Source organism: Alteromonas profundi (assembly GCF_010500865.1).
Classification (GTDB): domain Bacteria; phylum Pseudomonadota; class Gammaproteobacteria; order Enterobacterales; family Alteromonadaceae; genus Alteromonas; species Alteromonas profundi.
The window spans coordinates 25,974-44,189 of the sequence record NZ_JAAAWN010000013.1 but is presented as its reverse complement, the minus strand read 5'-3'; the positions used below and the strand labels follow the sequence as shown (position 1 = coordinate 44,189).

17 protein-coding genes are annotated in these 18,216 nt (G+C 39.3%); all 17 read left to right on the top strand.

The genetic code is table 11. The features are described 5' to 3' along the window. The first annotated feature begins 1 nt into the window (after window position 1). The 17 genes from GTH32_RS10995 (at window position 2) to GTH32_RS10915 (ending at window position 18,182) form a co-directional block, all read left to right on the top strand. Window positions 2-1,180: a hypothetical protein gene (locus tag GTH32_RS10995; protein ID WP_163085701.1), complete on the top strand. Its 1,179-nt coding sequence runs from the start codon at window positions 2-4 to the stop codon at window positions 1,178-1,180. Between the two features lie 15 nt (window positions 1,181-1,195). Beyond that, window positions 1,196-2,359 (top strand): hypothetical protein, encoded by a 1,164-nt coding sequence (locus GTH32_RS10990; RefSeq protein WP_163085699.1) that lies wholly within the window; start codon window positions 1,196-1,198, stop codon window positions 2,357-2,359. Between the two features lies 1 nt (window position 2,360). Next, a complete protein-coding gene (locus tag GTH32_RS10985; protein WP_163085697.1) occupies window positions 2,361-3,635 on the top strand; it encodes an FkbM family methyltransferase in 1,275 nt (424 codons plus the stop codon). Between the two features lie 75 nt (window positions 3,636-3,710). After that, a complete protein-coding gene (locus GTH32_RS10980) occupies window positions 3,711-5,039 on the top strand; it encodes a glycosyltransferase (RefSeq protein WP_163085695.1) in 1,329 nt (442 codons plus the stop codon). Further along, window positions 5,032-5,628, top strand: coding sequence for a hypothetical protein (locus GTH32_RS10975; RefSeq protein WP_163085693.1), 597 nt, complete (start codon window positions 5,032-5,034; stop codon window positions 5,626-5,628). Before GTH32_RS10980 ends, GTH32_RS10975 begins: the two co-directional genes overlap by 8 nt. Continuing rightward, the gene (locus GTH32_RS10970) at window positions 5,618-7,927 is read left to right on the top strand and encodes a glycosyltransferase family 4 protein (RefSeq protein WP_163085691.1); all 2,310 of its coding nucleotides are present in this window, start codon (window positions 5,618-5,620) and stop codon (window positions 7,925-7,927) included. The genes GTH32_RS10975 and GTH32_RS10970 overlap by 11 nt, the downstream gene beginning before the upstream one ends. Next, window positions 7,927-8,679 (top strand): sulfotransferase domain-containing protein, encoded by a 753-nt coding sequence (locus GTH32_RS10965; RefSeq protein WP_163085689.1) that lies wholly within the window; start codon window positions 7,927-7,929, stop codon window positions 8,677-8,679. Before GTH32_RS10970 ends, GTH32_RS10965 begins: the two co-directional genes overlap by 1 nt. After that, window positions 8,680-9,447, top strand: a complete 768-nt coding sequence (locus GTH32_RS10960) for an acyltransferase (protein WP_163085687.1) — start codon at window positions 8,680-8,682, stop codon at window positions 9,445-9,447. Window positions 9,448-9,467: 20 nt separating this feature from the next. Continuing rightward, a complete protein-coding gene (locus tag GTH32_RS10955; protein WP_163085685.1) occupies window positions 9,468-10,562 on the top strand; it encodes a hypothetical protein in 1,095 nt (364 codons plus the stop codon). Beyond that, the gene (locus tag GTH32_RS10950) at window positions 10,559-12,157 is read left to right on the top strand and encodes a beta/alpha barrel domain-containing protein (protein ID WP_163085683.1); all 1,599 of its coding nucleotides are present in this window, start codon (window positions 10,559-10,561) and stop codon (window positions 12,155-12,157) included. The genes GTH32_RS10955 and GTH32_RS10950 overlap by 4 nt, the downstream gene beginning before the upstream one ends. A 3-nt stretch (window positions 12,158-12,160) precedes the next feature. Next, complete coding sequence (locus GTH32_RS10945) at window positions 12,161-12,853, top strand: acylneuraminate cytidylyltransferase family protein (protein WP_163085681.1); 693 nt, start codon at window positions 12,161-12,163, stop codon at window positions 12,851-12,853. Further along, the gene (locus GTH32_RS10940; RefSeq protein ID WP_163085679.1) at window positions 12,850-13,515 is read left to right on the top strand and encodes an HAD family hydrolase; all 666 of its coding nucleotides are present in this window, start codon (window positions 12,850-12,852) and stop codon (window positions 13,513-13,515) included. Before GTH32_RS10945 ends, GTH32_RS10940 begins: the two co-directional genes overlap by 4 nt. A gap of 109 nt (window positions 13,516-13,624) precedes the next feature. Further along, window positions 13,625-14,740: a GDP-mannose 4,6-dehydratase gene (gmd, locus tag GTH32_RS10935; protein WP_163085677.1), complete on the top strand. Its 1,116-nt coding sequence runs from the start codon at window positions 13,625-13,627 to the stop codon at window positions 14,738-14,740. A gap of 2 nt (window positions 14,741-14,742) precedes the next feature. Next, window positions 14,743-15,585: an FkbM family methyltransferase gene (locus tag GTH32_RS10930; protein WP_163085675.1), complete on the top strand. Its 843-nt coding sequence runs from the start codon at window positions 14,743-14,745 to the stop codon at window positions 15,583-15,585. Between the two features lie 74 nt (window positions 15,586-15,659). Next, window positions 15,660-16,409 (top strand): hypothetical protein, encoded by a 750-nt coding sequence (locus GTH32_RS10925; protein ID WP_163085673.1) that lies wholly within the window; start codon window positions 15,660-15,662, stop codon window positions 16,407-16,409. 281 nt (window positions 16,410-16,690) lie between these two features. Continuing rightward, window positions 16,691-17,650: a GDP-L-fucose synthase gene (gene fcl / locus GTH32_RS10920; protein WP_163085671.1), complete on the top strand. Its 960-nt coding sequence runs from the start codon at window positions 16,691-16,693 to the stop codon at window positions 17,648-17,650. A 79-nt stretch (window positions 17,651-17,729) separates the two neighbouring features. Then, window positions 17,730-18,182: a GDP-mannose mannosyl hydrolase gene (locus GTH32_RS10915; RefSeq protein ID WP_163085669.1), complete on the top strand. Its 453-nt coding sequence runs from the start codon at window positions 17,730-17,732 to the stop codon at window positions 18,180-18,182. Window positions 18,183-18,216: the final 34 nt, after the last annotated feature.

Here is an 18,216-nt window from a genome sequence, read left to right as displayed (position 1 = left end):
AATGGCTCAGGTATACGTAATAGATCCGGGAATGAGGGAAGAGGGTGGGCACCACGCGGCCCTTATAAGCACCCTTTTGGGATATAAAGAGCTTGAAAGTATAGGTTTGACGCTTATCTCTCATCAATTGCTAGATTCCGCTCTGCTTTCGCGAGCAAGTAAAAGTGGTGTTGAAGTTGTGAAGCACTTTAACACTAATTTTTACGAGAATTACGATACAGCCTATTCTGTTGGGAATCCCCAAATTCAGTCTTATATTCGAACTCTTGCAAGCGAGTATGTAGAAGCTTGGTGTATAGCTATTGCAAAACATAGTAACACACAAAAGATTACTTTTTTCTATCCTTGCCTCAATTACGATCATGCCGCAGCATTGAATTTAGCTTTTCTCTATTTAGCGCAGAATAAACCTAGTCATTTGGCGAATTGTACGCATAAAATTTGCTGCATGTTTACGCCTAATAATGTTCATGATGTGTTAGGTAACTTCCGTTATGGCCAAGCTTTTTCAGCACTTTCTAAAAAGAAAGGGGTTCAACTGTACGCTTCTGATATTGAAACGCTGCAATATTATGAAGGTTTGAATGTACAATTGAAGGGTATACACCCCTGCTATCTACTTCCTTGGGAGCAGATAGAAGTGTCTTATAAGCATCCTGGCCAGCCCCCCTGTATATTATTGTACTTCGGTGACGCGAAAATGAACAAGGGGTTTTGTAGCGTGCCTGGTTTAGTTAGTAAACTATTAAGTGACTACAACGAAAACGTCACGCTATTAATACAATATACGTTAGCTTGGGAGCATGCAGAACTTCAGCAAACTATTGAAGCGTTGAATAAGCTTAGCGCTAAGCACGAGCAGGTTCATCTTTTTAACGAATTCTGGGACCCGGACAAATTAGTAGAAAAGTTTGGTACGCTAGATACTATTTATTGTACTTACAACCCGCGAGTGTACCAATATAAAAGTTCAGGGTTAGCGTGGTTAGCTAGCTTTTTTTCAATACCAGTTGTTTTAAACGGTCGGTGTTGGCTATCACGCGAGTTTGACCGAATCGGACATAGGTATTCATTTGAGGCCGGTAGCCATACTCCCCCCGCTGCCATAGATACGCAATTGAAAGAGAGTGGTTATTTCGATTGCCTGTTCAAAAATTTAATAACATGGCTTAAAAGCTAAAAAAAGAGTGAGTTTATGAGGGAATATTTAGAGGGTTTACTTCAAAATATCGGAGAAAGCCTGGGAACAGTAGTTTATATAGGTGCAGGAAGCAGCGTCGTAATGGATACCCTGTGCGAAGCACAGCCTGGTTCATTGGTTGCTGTCGAGGCCTGTGGCGATCTGTGCGATGCCTTGAAAAGGAAAGCAAAAGAATACCCATTCATAAAGGTCATCAATGAGTGGGTGTTACCCACTGACAGTGAAAAACACACTGCTTACTTTTTTAATAATCCCCGCTTCAACTCACTTTGCAAGCCAGCCTCATTATTTGAAGTATTCCCAAATATAAAGCTTATTTCAGAGAAAAAAGTGAATGGAATAGACATTGGGGATTTGTTATCAAACTTAGAAAAAGACCAAAATAAGTCGAATTTACTTATCGTGTCAGCGCAAGGTGCTGAGAATGCATTGCTCCAAAACCTACCTTTAGAAAAGATAGGTTGTTTTGACTATATATGTGTGCAAATGCCTCAAAACGATCTGTACGAAAAAAGTAGTAGTACCATGGCGAATATTGAAAGTTTTGAGCTGATACACACGACGACTACTGACAGCCATACTGTGCTTTTCTTAAAGAATATACCTGAAATAAGTGAATTAAAAAACGAGCTGAAGAAGGCCGAAAAAAATACAGTTTCACTTAAAAGAGAAATAGAAGCTTTGAAATCAGAAAATAAAGAAATTAATAGTAATTCGGAAAACTTAGACAAAGATCTAGCTGGGCTTAAAGAGCAGAATACATTATTGGCTAAAGAAAACAGTACACTTTCGGAAAACTTAGAAAAAAACAGAGCCCAGCATCATAAAAAGAACCAACAGGCAGAAGAATTACAAAGTAAAGTTGTAAAGCTACAAAAGGAAAATGAAGAACTTTCAGGAAATTTAGAGAAGTTTAGGGCTCAGCATCAGCAAAAAAAACAACACGCCGAACAGTTACAGAACAAAGTGGCCGAGTTACAGAACAAAAGTGAAGAGCTGCAAAAAGTTAAAAATAGAAATGAACAGTTACGGAAAAAGAATAACGAACTAGAATATCGTCAACAAAGATTAGACGAAGAGCTTCAACGCGTCGAGCACCAAATGGCTTTGCTGAAAAGTTTCTTTTTCAATGAAAACCAGTCAGTAGAGCACGACTAAGATGACAAAGTTCTTGCCTTTCGACATAGAAATTATCAATAACAACCATTCAAATAAAGAAAGCGACCATATTAAATTTCTTTGGTTAACAGCTAGTTGGGAAAGTTTAGTTGAATGTGAATATGAGAGTATTTCCGCGCAGGATCAGTATGGCTGGTTTGCCGTTTTATTTGCAGCCGCTTATCACGAGATGGGTGATAGCGCTGAATCTAGTAAACTTATGCAGATAGCAAAAAGTAAAAACTTAAATGCCGATATAATTAACCGAGTGATATTTTCAAACCTGCTAAACACAGTAGCTCGAGCTCATGCGCTCAAGGGCGATGGTAAGAAGGCGCGACTTTATTTTGAAGAAGCGCTGGCTTTCGTTGTCGGAAGCGCGTTAGCGAAAAGTCTAGTAGAAATTAGGTATACATCTGAATTATCTTCATTAGGTTTAGTTAAAGATGCATGCGATAAGTTGACGACAGATGTTGCGGGTATTGATTTGAGCGCACGCCCTTCAGTTATTGATGCGAAACTAAATTCTATTAAAACTGAATTAGAATTGGTAAATCACAACATCACATTGATGCACCAGAAAAATCAGTTATACACCAAAACGAGTGAATCAGACAATGAAGCAAGTTTTTTAGAGCGCTTGTCGGCATTATCCCCTTCCCAGCTTGGGCAAGATCTCTGGGTATTAGAATGGTTTTCTTATAAACGAAACGGCTTCTTTGTTGAGTTTGGCGCAACAGATGGCGTTTTACTTAGTAATACGTTTTTACTTGAAAAGGAGTTTGGTTGGGCAGGTTTACTAGCTGAGCCTAACCCTAAATTTTTTGAAAAATTGCAAACAAACCGCAAGCAAGTTTGTAGCAACGAATGTATCTCATCCAAAACTGGAGATACCGTCGACTTTGTTTTGGCAGACGAGTTCGGCGGTATACAGGACTTTGCAGCTAAAGGAATGCATAAAGAGAAAGTAAAAGACTACGAGAATCAAGGAAAGATAATCAAAAAAGAAACTGTTTCTTTAAATGACTTTTTATTGAAACATAACGCGCCTAAAAATATTGACTATTTAAGCATAGATACAGAGGGGAGCGAATACTCCATTTTACATAGTTTCCCCTTTGATAAGTGGAATATTGCTTTAATAACTGTTGAACATAATTTCGAGGCACAACGGGGGCTCATTTTTGAACTGTTATCTAAAATTGGTTACGAGAGGATCGAGAAGCAGTGGGATGACTGGTACTATTTACCTTTAGCAAAACAAAAATTTTGGTAACTCGCATTTACTTTGCAGTTTTAAGAATTAATAAATTTAATATTCGTCAACAGGGCAGTAACAAGCAATCACAGCATGAAAATATTAAAAATATCTACAAATAGTGGGGGAGGCGCGACGACAGCTGCAAATCGTCAAGCCATTGCATTACGAAAAGCGGGCCACGAAGTTAAACATTTGTATGTGCGTCAAGATTGGCAAAGTAGTAGTGTTGACATTATCTCTGATGGCGATGATGTATATATCTCTGCACCTATGCCTGAATTCTTAAAAACCGATCTTATTTTTCAAAACTATTTGGAGAATAACAGGACAGATATCAGCAATACCTACATGTCACTTTGGCGCTCAACAACAACGTTCGATGCACGGTTATTCGCGTTTATACGAGAGATGGGCTTTGATATTGTACATTGTCATTGGACTTCTAACCTTGTGAGCTCCGCGCTCCTCAAAAAGCTAAAAGACAATGATATAAAAGTTGTAGTAACCGGCCATGATATGAATCACTTTACTGGCGCATGCCATTACGACGCCGGTTGTAATGGGTTTGCTATTGGGTGTGAGACTTGTCCACAATTAAAGAATGATAAGTTTAAGTTAATCAGCGCTTCAATGCGCGAAAAGCTCGATTGTTACAGCTACGTAAAACCCCACTACATATTTCCAAGCGACTGGTTGAATGAAGCATATCAAGCGTCAACAATTGGAAAGTCACTTGGTAAGAAAAGTAGTACGGTATTAAGAAACTGTATAGACACAGACTTCTTTTCCCCTGCTACATACGCGCAGCAAAAAGTTATTCGTGAGGCCTTTGGTTTTGATTCCGATGAAATATTGATAGTTTCAGGCGCTGAAAACAACCACGAGATTAGAAAAGGTTTTAATTACTTCGAGCAAGCATTCAAAGCATTGAATCGAAGTTTATACGGAAGCGGTTTTAACAAACGTATTACGTTTGTGGCATTTGGAGGTGGAAATCACCAATTGCAGCCTACTCACCCAAATGTAGGTTATAGACACCTAGGTATACTGAAAGAAGAACAGGTAAGAGACTTGTTTCGGGTAGCAGACTTATTGGCATTTACATCAATAGAAGAAAATTTTGCAAATGTCATTTTGGAATCATTAATGTGCGCCTGCCCCGTGCTAGGTTTTCGCGTTGGCGGAATCCCCGATATTGTGGTTCCAAATGAAAATGGTGTTTTGGTTGATAGTATGTCAGAGAAAGAGTTTTCGCGCCAAATGATAGATCTAGTGTTAGGGGGCAAATTACCTAGCTTAAACGAAACGGCCCTTGAATGGCGGCAGAGGTGCTTTCATAGGTACTCGTTTGAAAAGATAGCCAACGAACTAGTTGAACTCTATGCCAAAACTATAGAGGGAGAATTAGTTCATGCCTAATCTTTTTGAGTTTACCGCAAATTCTCACGTTACAAGCATGGACGTCTTAGAGGCGCAGGCGCTTCAGGTAAAAGACAATAAGCGTTTACTTGTTGTAGGTACCTACGACAGAGAGGTTTATTGTGGAGATGATTTTAACTGGGCCGGGGAGAAACTTGAAATTTTTTCTGAGGCGAATGTTGATAAAGACATTTACATAAGCGTAAGAATTGATTTTTTAGACGAAAATACGGTTTTAGGTAGGCTTAATAATTCCGATAACCGGTTCCATTTTGAAAAGTTTGATTATTTTTCTTTTAACCAAGCGCAATTTATCGTCCTCAAATCGTTATCGCCATGTAATACCTACGCTGAAATAAATCTTGAAGCACAGCCGGAAAATGGGGGGGCAAACCGTAGTCTTTCATTACCTATATCTCGTATACTGCTCGCGCCAATACACAGTAAATTCGACCTTTCCGTTCTTCGTTTTGCTTTACTTACCGGCACTGTCGATACCACGTGTGACGTTTACCCGTATCCCAACAATTCTGATAAAATAGCAGATTATTTCAATGGCTTTGTAAAGGAGTTAGTCAATGAGTCGTAGATGGATAGTCATTGACCCTGGTTTTGAGCACCAAGATTCCCACCATATGGTAGTTAATAACCAAATTGTATCAGCATGTAGTGACGATAACGTTGTTATAGTGTCTGGAAAAAATTTGGAACACAGCACAGTAGATTTAAATGCTGAAATTATTCCTTTCTTCGATATTAATTTATACCCGGTAAATTACCATAACTTACCCAATGCCGAATATATTGAAATTCGAGACAACTTTTCCCAAAAATTACTTTCTCTATTTAATTTGATTGAATTAAACCAAAACGATTGTTTAATCATTCATACTGCCTTTAGCTATTTATACGAAGCAATTGCCAGAGTACTTTTGAAGCTTAACGCTACTTCGTACTCGGTTTTTATTTCCACTATGTTTTCTCCAGGTAGGGTAGTAGAGTTTGGTGAGTGCACTACCGCTTCTATCCGTGAGTTCATGCGGCATAAATTTGCATTCTCGCTGTTTGACAAGTTGAAAAATGAACAAGGAGTTAACTTTTTCATTGATAGCCCTACTCAAATGTACGTTGATGCGTATCAAATGATTTGGCCTAATGGTGAAGTACGTTTACATCCATCCGTTTGTGGCGGAGGCATCGAAGTGAATAAGCCTAGCGGTAACAAAGTGCTTGCGTACCTAGGCGGGCCAAAATGGGATAAGGGAATTGAGTTTACGGTAGACGCTATTTGCGAGATTGGTAATAGCTGCCCAGATACAGAATTTGTCTTTCACTATAATGACGAATTTCCAGGTTCAGATGTTTATCAGCCTCTCATAAATAAGCTGGAAAATAGTGGTACGCCAAATGTAAGCATAATTAGGGGTAACCTTAAAAAGGCGCAGTATGAAGCGTTATTAGCTTCGGCCTCTTGTTATTTAATGCTATACGACCCTGAAGGATATGGCCACAAAACATCGGGTGTCCTTTGGGACGTATTGCGCCACGCACAGGGGAAAAGGGTAATAGTAAGTGCCAATACATGGCATGAGAAAGAGTTAACACTCATTGGGGCTACGTTTGGTTCGGTAGAATACGGTAATTCTCAACAGCTAGCTACCACATTGCGTGAGAGTACATTTGAGCCACTATCTCCTCGGCTTTATCATTCGTCCTATTTACAAACCCTATTGGGCGATTTTGGTGAGCATATAAAACAGAGGATTTCTTGTCAGCAAGAAGACGCAAATACGAACCCTGATCATAAACTAAAAAAAATACTGGTAGTACGAACCCACTATGGACATTTTACTAAGCTATCGGGCCCGGGTGGTTTTGTAGAATATTTACCAGAAAATGGCTATGAAGCTACTGAGGTTCTTGTCCCTTTAGGTCATCAAGATGCTAAATTCGCCAATGATGGTAAACGATGGGAAGTATTTGAAAAATTTAGCAAAATATTAAAGTCGTATCAAGTCAACTCTTTCGATATAGAGAGCGAAATATTAAAGAATTTTAATCAATACGACGTAATACATTTTGTTGATGGTGAGCATGCGGGCTTACTTGTGGCCATGGCTAAAATGAAAGGCTTGTTAAATAATGGCCCTAAAATAGTAGCCACATTCCACCAGCCTGATGATGTAATGAAAGAACTAGTATCTGAACCATCTTTTTTAAGTGCATTTGATACTATTCATTTAATGTCGCCGTGCCAAAAAGAAGCATTCCTTAGATTGGGTGTTCCAGAAGAAAAACTAGTTGTAGTGCCCCATGGTGTGTCAGCTGAGCATTACAAGCCGAGTATCGCTTTCGATTTAGCTGGCCCTGCTAAAAGTGAGGTAGAGACCATTCAGCGCCAGCTAAAAGGTAAAAAGGTATGCCTTACTGTAGGAAACTGGCTGCGTGACTATGATATGTTCTTAGAAGTTGCTAGAGCATTCAGAGAAAGAGAAGATGTTTATTTCGTTGCACTATCTCGCGGGTTAGAACTAGAGCTTAGTAATGAAGACAAAAACATACTGTTGTTTAATGAGGGGGTAGAAGATAGAACGCTGCATTGGTTCTATAGACGAGCTGAGTTGATGTTTCTTCCTTTGAAAGGTGGAGCGGCTAACAACGCAGTATTAGAAGCTATAGCGGCAAATACACTGATTGTGACATCCGATTTGAAATCGTCAAGATTTTACACAAAAAATAACGGATTATTTTATTCTGAATCCAGTGAAGTATTATCTATTTTAAGTAATTTAGATGGTATCAATAATGACATCAGAATAGGCAGACATAGGCTTAGTTGGAAAGCTATAGCTAAAAACATGATTGATAAATTGTATGAGAGATATTGATGAAAGAAATAAATAGGTGCGGTGTATACTCATTTCCAAAATCAGGAAACACGTGGATGCGGGAAATATTACGGGCAGCATTCGGAGATACAGGGGATACGTCTGTATCGATACCTGATATATATGAAAAAGGAATAAACGGAAACCCGTTACGAGCAGATGATGGCCGAATTTGGAGCATTTATAAATCCCACAGTAAGAATGAAGTCACGAAATATAGGGATGAAGATTTTGAAAACGATTTTATTATTTATATTGTAAGAAACCCATACGATGTATTTTGCTCTCAACTTAATTATCTGTTGAGAGGGTTTGAACGCAATCGCGGTGGCATATTAGTTTCTACCAGTGATGTAGATACAGCTAAATCTCAAGGTATGATACCGGACCTTTTTAGTGCGTTCTGCGTATATGGGACTCTAGATCCATATTTTCGAGATAGTGGAAATTACATTGAGAATGTTAGTAATTGGATTAAAGTAAAAAATGAAAATCCGGATCGAGTATTATTCGTTAAGTACGAAGACATGATTCAAGACTTTGAAGCTGCTCTAACTCCTGTCTTTACAAAATTGGGTTTAGATAGTAACAAGGCTTTGGCTGCAAAAAACTTAGCGGAACAGCGTACAAATGATGGAGGGAAGTTTTTTTGGAAGAAGAAAGTAAATACTTATAAAGAGTATTTATCGGACGATGATGTATTAAAGTTTAAGAGATATCATGGGGCTGTTATGGAAGAATTAGGATATTAAATGCGGTCTGGAATTGATAAAATAATCGGAAGTCCTGGTTTTAGTGATTTTGAAGATACAGTAAATTTCAGAAATATAATAAATCAAGAAAGTTCGAATATAGAGATCAAGGGTAGCAAAGAGAATGAAGTAATAATAGATTCAGATTGCCAAGGTGTTAATTTAGCTATTAATTTTATAGGTTCTTCTTCTGGCAATAAAGTAATAATTGGATCCGGAAGTCAGCTAAAAGGCCAAATAAATATAAATGGAAGTTTCAATACTCTCTTATTTATGGGTAATTCAGCTGGAGTTTCCTATGTGCGGGCAGAAGTCAACAACAATAATAATGCTATATATATTGGAAAGAGATTTAGTTCTAACGGAGCTCATTTATCAGTCGCCGGAAATTGTAAAATTTTAATTGGTGAAGATGCTATGTTTGCTAATGGTATCTACCTAAGGACCAGTGATATGCATGCTCTTATTGATTTGAATACGTCCAAAACGCTCAATCACAATAGTAAGGCGGGTGGTAGAATCGTTGTGGGTCCTCACGTTTGGCTAGGACAAGACGCATTGCTATTAAAAGACGTTGAAATAGGTTATGGAAGCGTTATTGGGGCTAGAAGTGTTGTAAGCAAGAGTGTTTCGCCCAAGAGTCTTGCGGTAGGTGTACCTGCGAAAGTTATTAGAAAAAATATATCTTGGACAAGGCAACTATTTCCCAACTCGCAGCATGTCTCAAACGTCAAAGAACTTCTATCGAACTACGGGAATAATAGTTAAGTTTAGGGATTAAATTGGTAATGCAAAGTGAATGTGTAGATTTTTATGTACGTAAAAATAATTTAGTACTTGAATGTAATGGCTTATGTTCTGAAGAAGATCAACTCGAAGTAGACATACAAGTAAACTTCAAAGAAAAAAAAGAATTTTATAGATTCTCAGGCGGCCTGAATGAGCTCTCTGACTTCAAGATGGAAATTGATTTAAATTCGCTCCCATTAGTCGATATAGAGTTTAAGGTTTTTGTCAAAGGCACTGGTGAAAGTATTGGAGGTAAATGTAACTTCTTTTCCACTGAGTTTATTGACTTTCCCAACCGATCGCCTGATTTGGAAACGTCCGCATTTAGTGCAAGACAAGTTGCAATTTCAACTCAATGCTCCCTTCCCGTAAGAATTTGCATGGCGGTAGTGTATGCTTATAATTCTATGGACTTGAATGACTCAGAAAAAGCAGCAGAGTCGAAAAATATCTTAAATAAATTACTACAGCGATCTGATGAGTTAAACCATAGTAATAGCATACGCCATAACAAGGGGCACCTAGAATTGTCAGTGAATACAGTTTTATGGCACCTGAATATTTTTTTAGAAGATTTGAGTGAATTTTTTAAATGCATTACTAAATTTTTATTGGAAATCTGTACTGCCAGAGAAAAGAGTGGTTTAACTATTCGAGGTACAATGGGGTATAACCTTGTAAAGTTAACTAATATTCTCTCTTACCTAGCTTTTAGTAGTGGAAATAGCCCCTCGCTGGCTTTTTTCTCTAAATTGAGTATGTCTTTTTTTTCAGAGGTCGCTGTAGATTTTCATAAGCAGCAATCTAACGCAAATGAGTTTGCAGTCTTGGCTGAGGTTCATAAAAGTGTATTACGTAATATATTGTTGGTGGATATTTTAGAAGGTAAAGAACCGCATAAAGGCTATATTCAGAAGTTACTTGGTATTAAGAATGCTGAATATGAAAAGGATTTTAAGGATAATTTGTTTCGCTTATATAAGGGTAAGGAAGAGTTACATAATCATTTAGCTTCGTTATTAGAAACACGAAGCGAATTAATTAATGAAGAAATTAATAAATTAAAAGAAAAATTATCGGGAGTTAATTTGTGAAGTTACTAGACTGTACCCTGCGTGACGGAGGTTATTATAATTCATGGGATTTTCCGATAGCCATAATCGGCGAATATCTGCAGGCGATGACGTCTGCAGGTGTTGACTTTGTAGAGCTTGGCCTTAGGTCATGTGTAAACAATAGTTTTAAAGGTGCAGCAGCATATACCACAGATGAATTTATAAGTTCATTAGAGGTACCTAACGCACTTAAAGTCGCAGTGATGGTTAATGCTTCTGAGTTGGTTAAAGATACAAAGCTAGAGGTTGTTTTAGAAGAGTTATTTCCGAATGTTAGCGCGAGCTCACCAGTAGATGTTGTTAGGATAGCGTGCCATACACATGAGTTTGTTAAAGCGCTCCCTGCAGCGAACTGGCTAAAGTCTAAAGGGTATATGGTAGGCTTTAACTTAATGCAAATTGCAGATCGTACCCAAGAGGAAGTAGAAGCGCTAGCGAGGGAAGCTAGTAAGTATGATATTGATGCCCTCTACTTTGCCGATTCTATGGGGAGCATGGATCCAGAGCAATGTATTCAGATTATCAGGTGGTTGCGGACCAGCTGGGATGGTGCATTAGGTATTCACACTCATGATAATATGGGTAAAGCGCTTCAAAACACAATTGCAGCGTTAGACAACGGCGTAACATGGCTTGATGCAACGGTTACAGGTATGGGGCGAGGGCCTGGCAATGCGCGAACTGAAGAACTTGCTATTGAGATTGCAGATCGCCGTGGCGTTAGCATTAACATGGTACCGTTGATGAGTATCATTCGTAGCTATTTTCAACCGTTAAAAAACGCGTGTGGATGGGGTTCAAATCCTTATTATTATCTATCCGGCAAGTACGGAATTCATCCTACTTATATCCAGGAGATGCTTAGTGATAATAGGTTCAGCGAAGAAGATATACTCGCCGTAATCGAGCTTTTACGAAAACAAGGTGGAAAGAATTTCAGCCTAGATACTTTATATACAGCGCGTAATTCTGTTGAGAGTGTTATGGAAGGAGATTGGGATCCCGTTTCTTTGTTTGAAGGAAAAGATGTTTTACTGCTTGGTACAGGTGCGGGGGTAGAAAAGCATAGGAAAGCGATTGAGACTTACATATTGAAACGGAAGCCTATAGTCGCTGTACTTAATACCCAGTCAGCAATCGACAGTGATCTAATTAGCGTTCGGTTTGCTTGCCATCCAGTTAGAATGCTTGCGGATTGTTCTCGCCATGCAGAACTGCCACAGCCATTGATTGCGCCAACTTCAAGTTTATCACCAGCTATACTGGATGTTTTATCTGAAAAAACAATTTATAACTTTGGTTTAGAAGTTGATAAGAATGGTTTTAAATTCGGTGAGTGTGGGTGTAAGTCTCCTACTTCATTAGTAATGGCCTACGCGTTCGCAACGTTAGCAAGCGGAAAAGCTAACCGTATTCTTCTTGCAGGGTTCGATGGATATGAAAGTGGTGACCCTCGTAACGAAGAGATGAATAGTGTAGTTAAAACATATCAGAAAACGGAGGGGGCAGTTGATCTCGTTGCGGTTACGCCAACACGTTATGATGTAAATAAGCTAAGTATATATGGAATGTAAAAAATGACCGAAAAGGTTACATGCTTCTTGCCTTGTAGGCAGGGGAGTCAGCGAGTTTCCCGCAAAAACATAAAGCCATTTGCAGGTTTTAGTTTTGGGCTAGTAGAAGTAAAGCTTAGACAATTACTCAATACTTCTAACATTGACGAAGTTGTACTTTCCACTAACGACGAAGATATATTGGCATATGCTAATAAGATAAAAAATAAAAGGTTACGCATTCATCACCGAGCAGGCAATCTATCGAGTAGTGAGACGAGTACCGACTCCTTGGTAGCTCATGCGTTAGAGTTGATACCAAACGGGCATATTTTGTGGACCCACGTTACATCGCCCTTTATCAATGCGGAGCGTTATACTGAAATTATTAACGCCTATAAAAAGTCTCTTTTGGAGGGATACGACTCTCTAATGACTACAACGAAGATTCATGGATTTTTGTGGCAGAATGAAAAGCCGATCAATTATAGTCGTGAGTTAGAAAAGTGGCCTAGAACGCAAACGCTTACTCCTATAGATGAAGTGAATAGTGGTGTCTTCTTGGCCTCTAGCGATATATACAGAAAGCTAGACGACCGAATAGGTGATAGACCTCGTCTCTACACGTTAGATAGGTTAACTGCGCACGACATAGATTGGCCAGAGGATTTTATTCTTGCAGAGTGTATTGTGAGAGAAGGCTTACTTCCTCTATGAAAAAAGAATTGAATGAATATCAGACTCTCATATTCGATTGTGATGGTGTAATCCTAAATTCTAACAAAGTAAAAACAGAAGCGTTTTACAATTCAGTTGTTTCTTATGGTCGAGATGGAGCACAAGCATTAGTAAACTATCACATCGAGTATGGTGGCGTGTCACGCTTTAAAAAATTTGATTATTTCTTCGAACATATCCTTGGTAGAAAAGCATCTGAACTAGAGTTTAATGCGGTTCTCGAAAAATATGCTGAAGAAGTTCGCAGAGGTTTACTTAGTTGTGATATCGCAGAGGGGTTGTCTGAATTACGCGAGTTGACTACTGAATCTACCTGGTTAGTTGCTTCAGGTGGTGCACAAGAAGAGTTGCGGGATATTTTTGATAAACGAGACCTTACAAAATTTTTTGCTGGCGGTATCTACGGTAGCCCCACTGCTAAAGATATAATAGTTGAACAGCAACTATTGGCTGACAATATTCAGTTACCCGCTTTATTTATAGGAGATAGTCGTTTTGACCACATTGTGGCTAAACAGTTTGATCTTGACTTTTTGTTTGTTACAGATTGGAGCGAATTTGTATCGTTAAGTGATTACGCTGAGAGTAACAAGCTATTGTGTCTACCAAACATAAAAAGTCTTTGCAGGTTTAACTCGTAAATACGTTTTTCAAATTTAGAATTTAAAGAAAATATAGAAACTATATAGTTTAACGCTAGTTTGTATCGAGCCCGCATTCGGGTAGAAACAGATGTAAGAGGAAAGTAAGTTGAAAAAAGCACTTATTACCGGTGTAACCGGCCAGGACGGCTCTTATTTAGCCGAATTTTTATTGGAAAAAGGGTACGAAGTACACGGAATTAAGCGCCGAGCCTCTTTGTTTAATACCGAACGTGTCGACCATATTTATGAAGATCCTCACAATGAAAACCCTAAGTTTCATTTACACTATGGGGATTTAACAGACACGTCTAATTTAACCCGTATTTTGCAAGAAGTGCAGCCAGACGAGGTATACAACTTAGGCGCACAGTCGCACGTAGCGGTTTCATTTGAAGCCCCAGAATATACTGCCGATGCTGATGCAATGGGTACGCTGCGTTTGCTAGAAGCTATTCGCTTTTTGGGTATGGAAAAAAAAACGAAGTTCTATCAGGCATCTACGTCTGAGCTTTATGGTTTGGTACAAGAAATTCCTCAAAAAGAGACTACGCCGTTTCACCCTCGCTCCCCTTACGCAGTAGCGAAAATGTATGCATATTGGATAACGGTAAATTATCGTGAAGCCTATGGTATGTACGCCTGTAATGGTATTTTGTTTAACCACGAATCTCCACGTCGAGGCGAAACCTTCGTTACCCGCAAAATCACGCGGGGCGTTTCGAACATCGCACAAGGCTTAGAGTCTTGCCTGTTCTTAGGTAACATGGATGCCCTTCGTGACTGGGGCCATGCTAAAGACTACGTTCGTATGCAGTGGATGATGTTACAGCAAGATACCGCTGAAGATTTTGTTATTGCTACGGGTAAGCAAATTTCCGTACGTGAGTTTGTGCGTATGAGCTGTGAAAACGCAGGAATTACGGTAGAGTTTACCGGTGAAGGCGTAGACGAAATAGCCACGGTAACAGACGTTAATGCTGATTTAGCGCCTGGCGTAAGTGTTGGCGACGTTATCGTTAAAGTAGACCCTCGTTATTTCCGCCCTGCTGAGGTAGAAACCCTACTAGGCGACCCGTCAAAAGCGAAAGAAAAACTTGGGTGGGTACCTGAAATTACAGTAGAAGAAATGTGCGCAGAAATGGTGGCGTGTGATCTTGAGAAGGCAAAGCAGCATGCGTTACTTAAGAAACACGGTTATGCAGTAGCTGTAGCTAAAGAATAATTATGTTTCGAATACCTAAAGCAAAAGCATCTGATTTTAGGGGAAGGTTCCGAGAGATTATCTCGGACCCTTTAAATAACGTTATTAGAAGGCACCCTAATGCGGGTCTTACTGAGGGAGATAACGTTATTTTGCACAATGGTTTAAAAGTGCCGATAGCGGGCGACTTTTCGTACTATGATTCCTTCAGTGACATACTCATATTCAATAGAGGCGTTCACGAACCACTCGAAGAGCTTGTATTTCAATCTCTATTAAAAAAGCTCTCCAATCAGAAAGTGTCGATGCTAGAGCTTGGTGCGTATTGGGGCCACTATTCAATGTGGTTGCTTTTACATCGACCTGATAGCAGCGTAGTTCTTATTGAACCGGATGGTAAAAACTTAGATGCAGGCAAACATAACTTTAAAGAAAATAACTTCAAAGGTACTTTTATCCAAAGTTTCGTAGGTAAGGGGCATTTTGAAGTAGACGAGTATTTTAAGGAACACAATGTAGAGCGACTTACTATTTTGCATTCTGACATCCAAGGTTATGAGGTTGAAATGCTTGAAGGTGCATCGCGAACCTTAAGCCAACAGAAGGTAGATTATGTATTCGTTTCAACTCACAGTGAGGATCTTCATAGAGCAGTTGAAGATCAGCTACAAAGCTTTGGTTATGTTATAGAGGTAACCTCTTCTTTCGATAGGCATACCACTTCGTTCGATGGTTTTATATTCGCGCGAAATCCTTCACTGAACTCTATATTCGAAGGGTTTGAATTTCTAGGAAGAGAAGAAGTGCTAACACTGTCTCCATTGGAAAAAATAGAATATATAAACCGATTACGGCAGTTTACCTAGAATTTATGATTTATGGTATTTGTTGATATAAGACTAAAATGGATAAGGGTATTCAAAACGGTAGTTTTTAAAGTATGAATTTGAAAGAAAAAATAAATAGCGAACTCATTCCTCTGGGGGCCTGGTGTAGAACTGCGTACCAGGTAAATGAATTTAAAAAGAATAATGATATTGAAACAACGTCGTTTCCATACGACTGGACTATCACTCCCTTTAGTGCTCTAAAGTCGACACTCAATAGCGAATTCGATCCATACTCTATATTGCGTTATGACGTAGTTGAACGTAGTGAACTTGGCTCATTAGTAGATACCAGAACCAAAATAATTCATCATCACGACTTCCCAGCGACTAAGCTCAAATTGCTTGAAGAGATAGCAGGAGTAAATGATAAAGGGCTTCCTTTTGAACTATACAAAACAGATTTGCTAGATAACGCAAAATCACGATTTTGCCATACTTACAAAAACTTAGAGTTTTTGAAAAAAGAGCAGAAGAGGCTTCTATTTGTTCGCTGGCAGCGTTCAGGTCATCCCGATCGGCAGCTTCCTAACGCTTTTGAGAATGAAAGCATTTTATCTCTATCTACAATTATTAAAGGTTTCTTGAGGCACGATAATTTTTCAATCTTAGTGGTAAAGTCCAAAACAATAATTGGTGATCTTCCTGAAAATATTATAACGGAATATAACCGTGAAGAGTTTGGCGTAACTGCGACTATTATCGAGCGTAAAGGTTTTAATGGCGATGGGACTAATAGCTTCAAGGGCGATGAAGTTTCTTGGCGAGCACTTCTTACTAGGTTCGTTATCGAAGAAGAATAAGAAGTATGAAACGTTTAATTTGTAAACTAGATTAAGAGTATATTAGTTCCTTCCCGATATTTGAAACTGCTGCGAGTCGTAAATTGGATTGAAAGGAAGGAAAGTTTAGATTCCTTTACCTCATTGCTATAAGCATATACCCCAGTAAAAGATAGATTTACTGTGGTACGCTGAAATTAATAATCTATTTTTCGCCAATTTGAGCAATTAAGGCTTATGGCGTTTTTATTTGATTTGGCGTAAAACCGCCAAGTTTCCTATTTTAAAGATATGGATGCCACATGAAAACAGTATTTGTAGCAGGCCACCGAGGCATGGTGGGCGCTGCCATTGTTAAGCAACTAGAACAACGAAATGATGTTACCGTTATTACCCGTACACGGTCACAGCTAGACTTAACCAGCCAGGCAACGGTATCTGCATTTTTCGCCGAGAACGCCATTGACGAAGTGTATTTGGCAGCAGCTAAAGTGGGCGGTATACACGCTAATAATACCTATCCAGCGGAATTCATTTATGAAAACCTGATGATAGAAGCGAATATTATTCATTCGGCCCACGCCAACAATGTGCAAAAGCTGTTGTTTTTAGGCTCTAGTTGTATTTACCCTAAACTTGCAAATCAGCCAATGACCGAAAAAGCATTGTTAACGGGCACATTGGAAGAAACTAATGAACCTTATGCTATCGCTAAAATTGCAGGCATAAAGTTGTGCGAAAGCTATAACCGTCAGTACGGGCGCGACTACCGCAGCGTTATGCCTACCAATTTATATGGGCCTAATGATAATTTTCACCCCGAAAATTCTCATGTAATACCTGCTCTTTTACGTCGTTTTCATGAAGCTGCGCAACGTGGCGACAGTGAAGTAGTGGCGTGGGGCAGTGGTAAGCCCATGCGTGAGTTTTTACATGTTGATGATATGGCTGCGGCCAGCGTACATGTAATGGAATTAGACAACAGCTCCTATCAAGAAAATACCCAACCTATGTTAAGCCATATTAACGTAGGCACAGGTGAAGATTGTACTATTCGCGAGTTAGTAGAAACGGTAGCCAAGGTTACCGGCTTTTCGGGCAAAATTACGTGGGATAGTTCAAAGCCTGATGGTGCGCCGCGTAAATTAATGGATGTGTCTCGTTTGCATGCGCTGGGATGGAAGCACACCTATAATTTAGAAGATGGCTTACAGCATGCATTTGACTGGTTCTTAGCAAACCAAGATAATTTTAGAGGCTAGTATCTTTGCAGTCTGTTAGAGTTAAAAAATACCGGGTTAGCCCGGTATTTTTGTATTCGGTAAAGAAGAGGAGGAAACCATGGCATTTTTAGAAAAAGACGTATTTTCAACAGTAATAAGCAGTACGCCATTGGTGTCGATAGACTTACTTATAGAAAACAGTAAAGGGCAAGTGTTACTAGGGTATCGCAACAATAGGCCGGCGCAAGGTTACTGGTTTGTACCTGGCGGGCGTATTTTAAAAGACGAAACCATGGACGATGCCTTCAAGCGCTTAACCCTTGCCGAACTTGGCGAAGTATTTACCCGCGATAGCGCCCAGTTTTTAGGCCCGTACGAGCATTTTTATGATGATTACGTGTTTGGTGAAGGTGAATCTACCCATTATGTGGTGCTAGGTTACAAGGTAGTTAGCGATATAGACATTAGCCGTTTACCTAGTGCGCAACATAACCAATACAAGTGGTTCGATAAGGCCGAGCTGTTAGCCGATGATACCGTTCACAAACACAGTAAGTGGTATGTAGAATAGCGCTTATTTGTTGCCTAATGGCCTTAGTAAGATG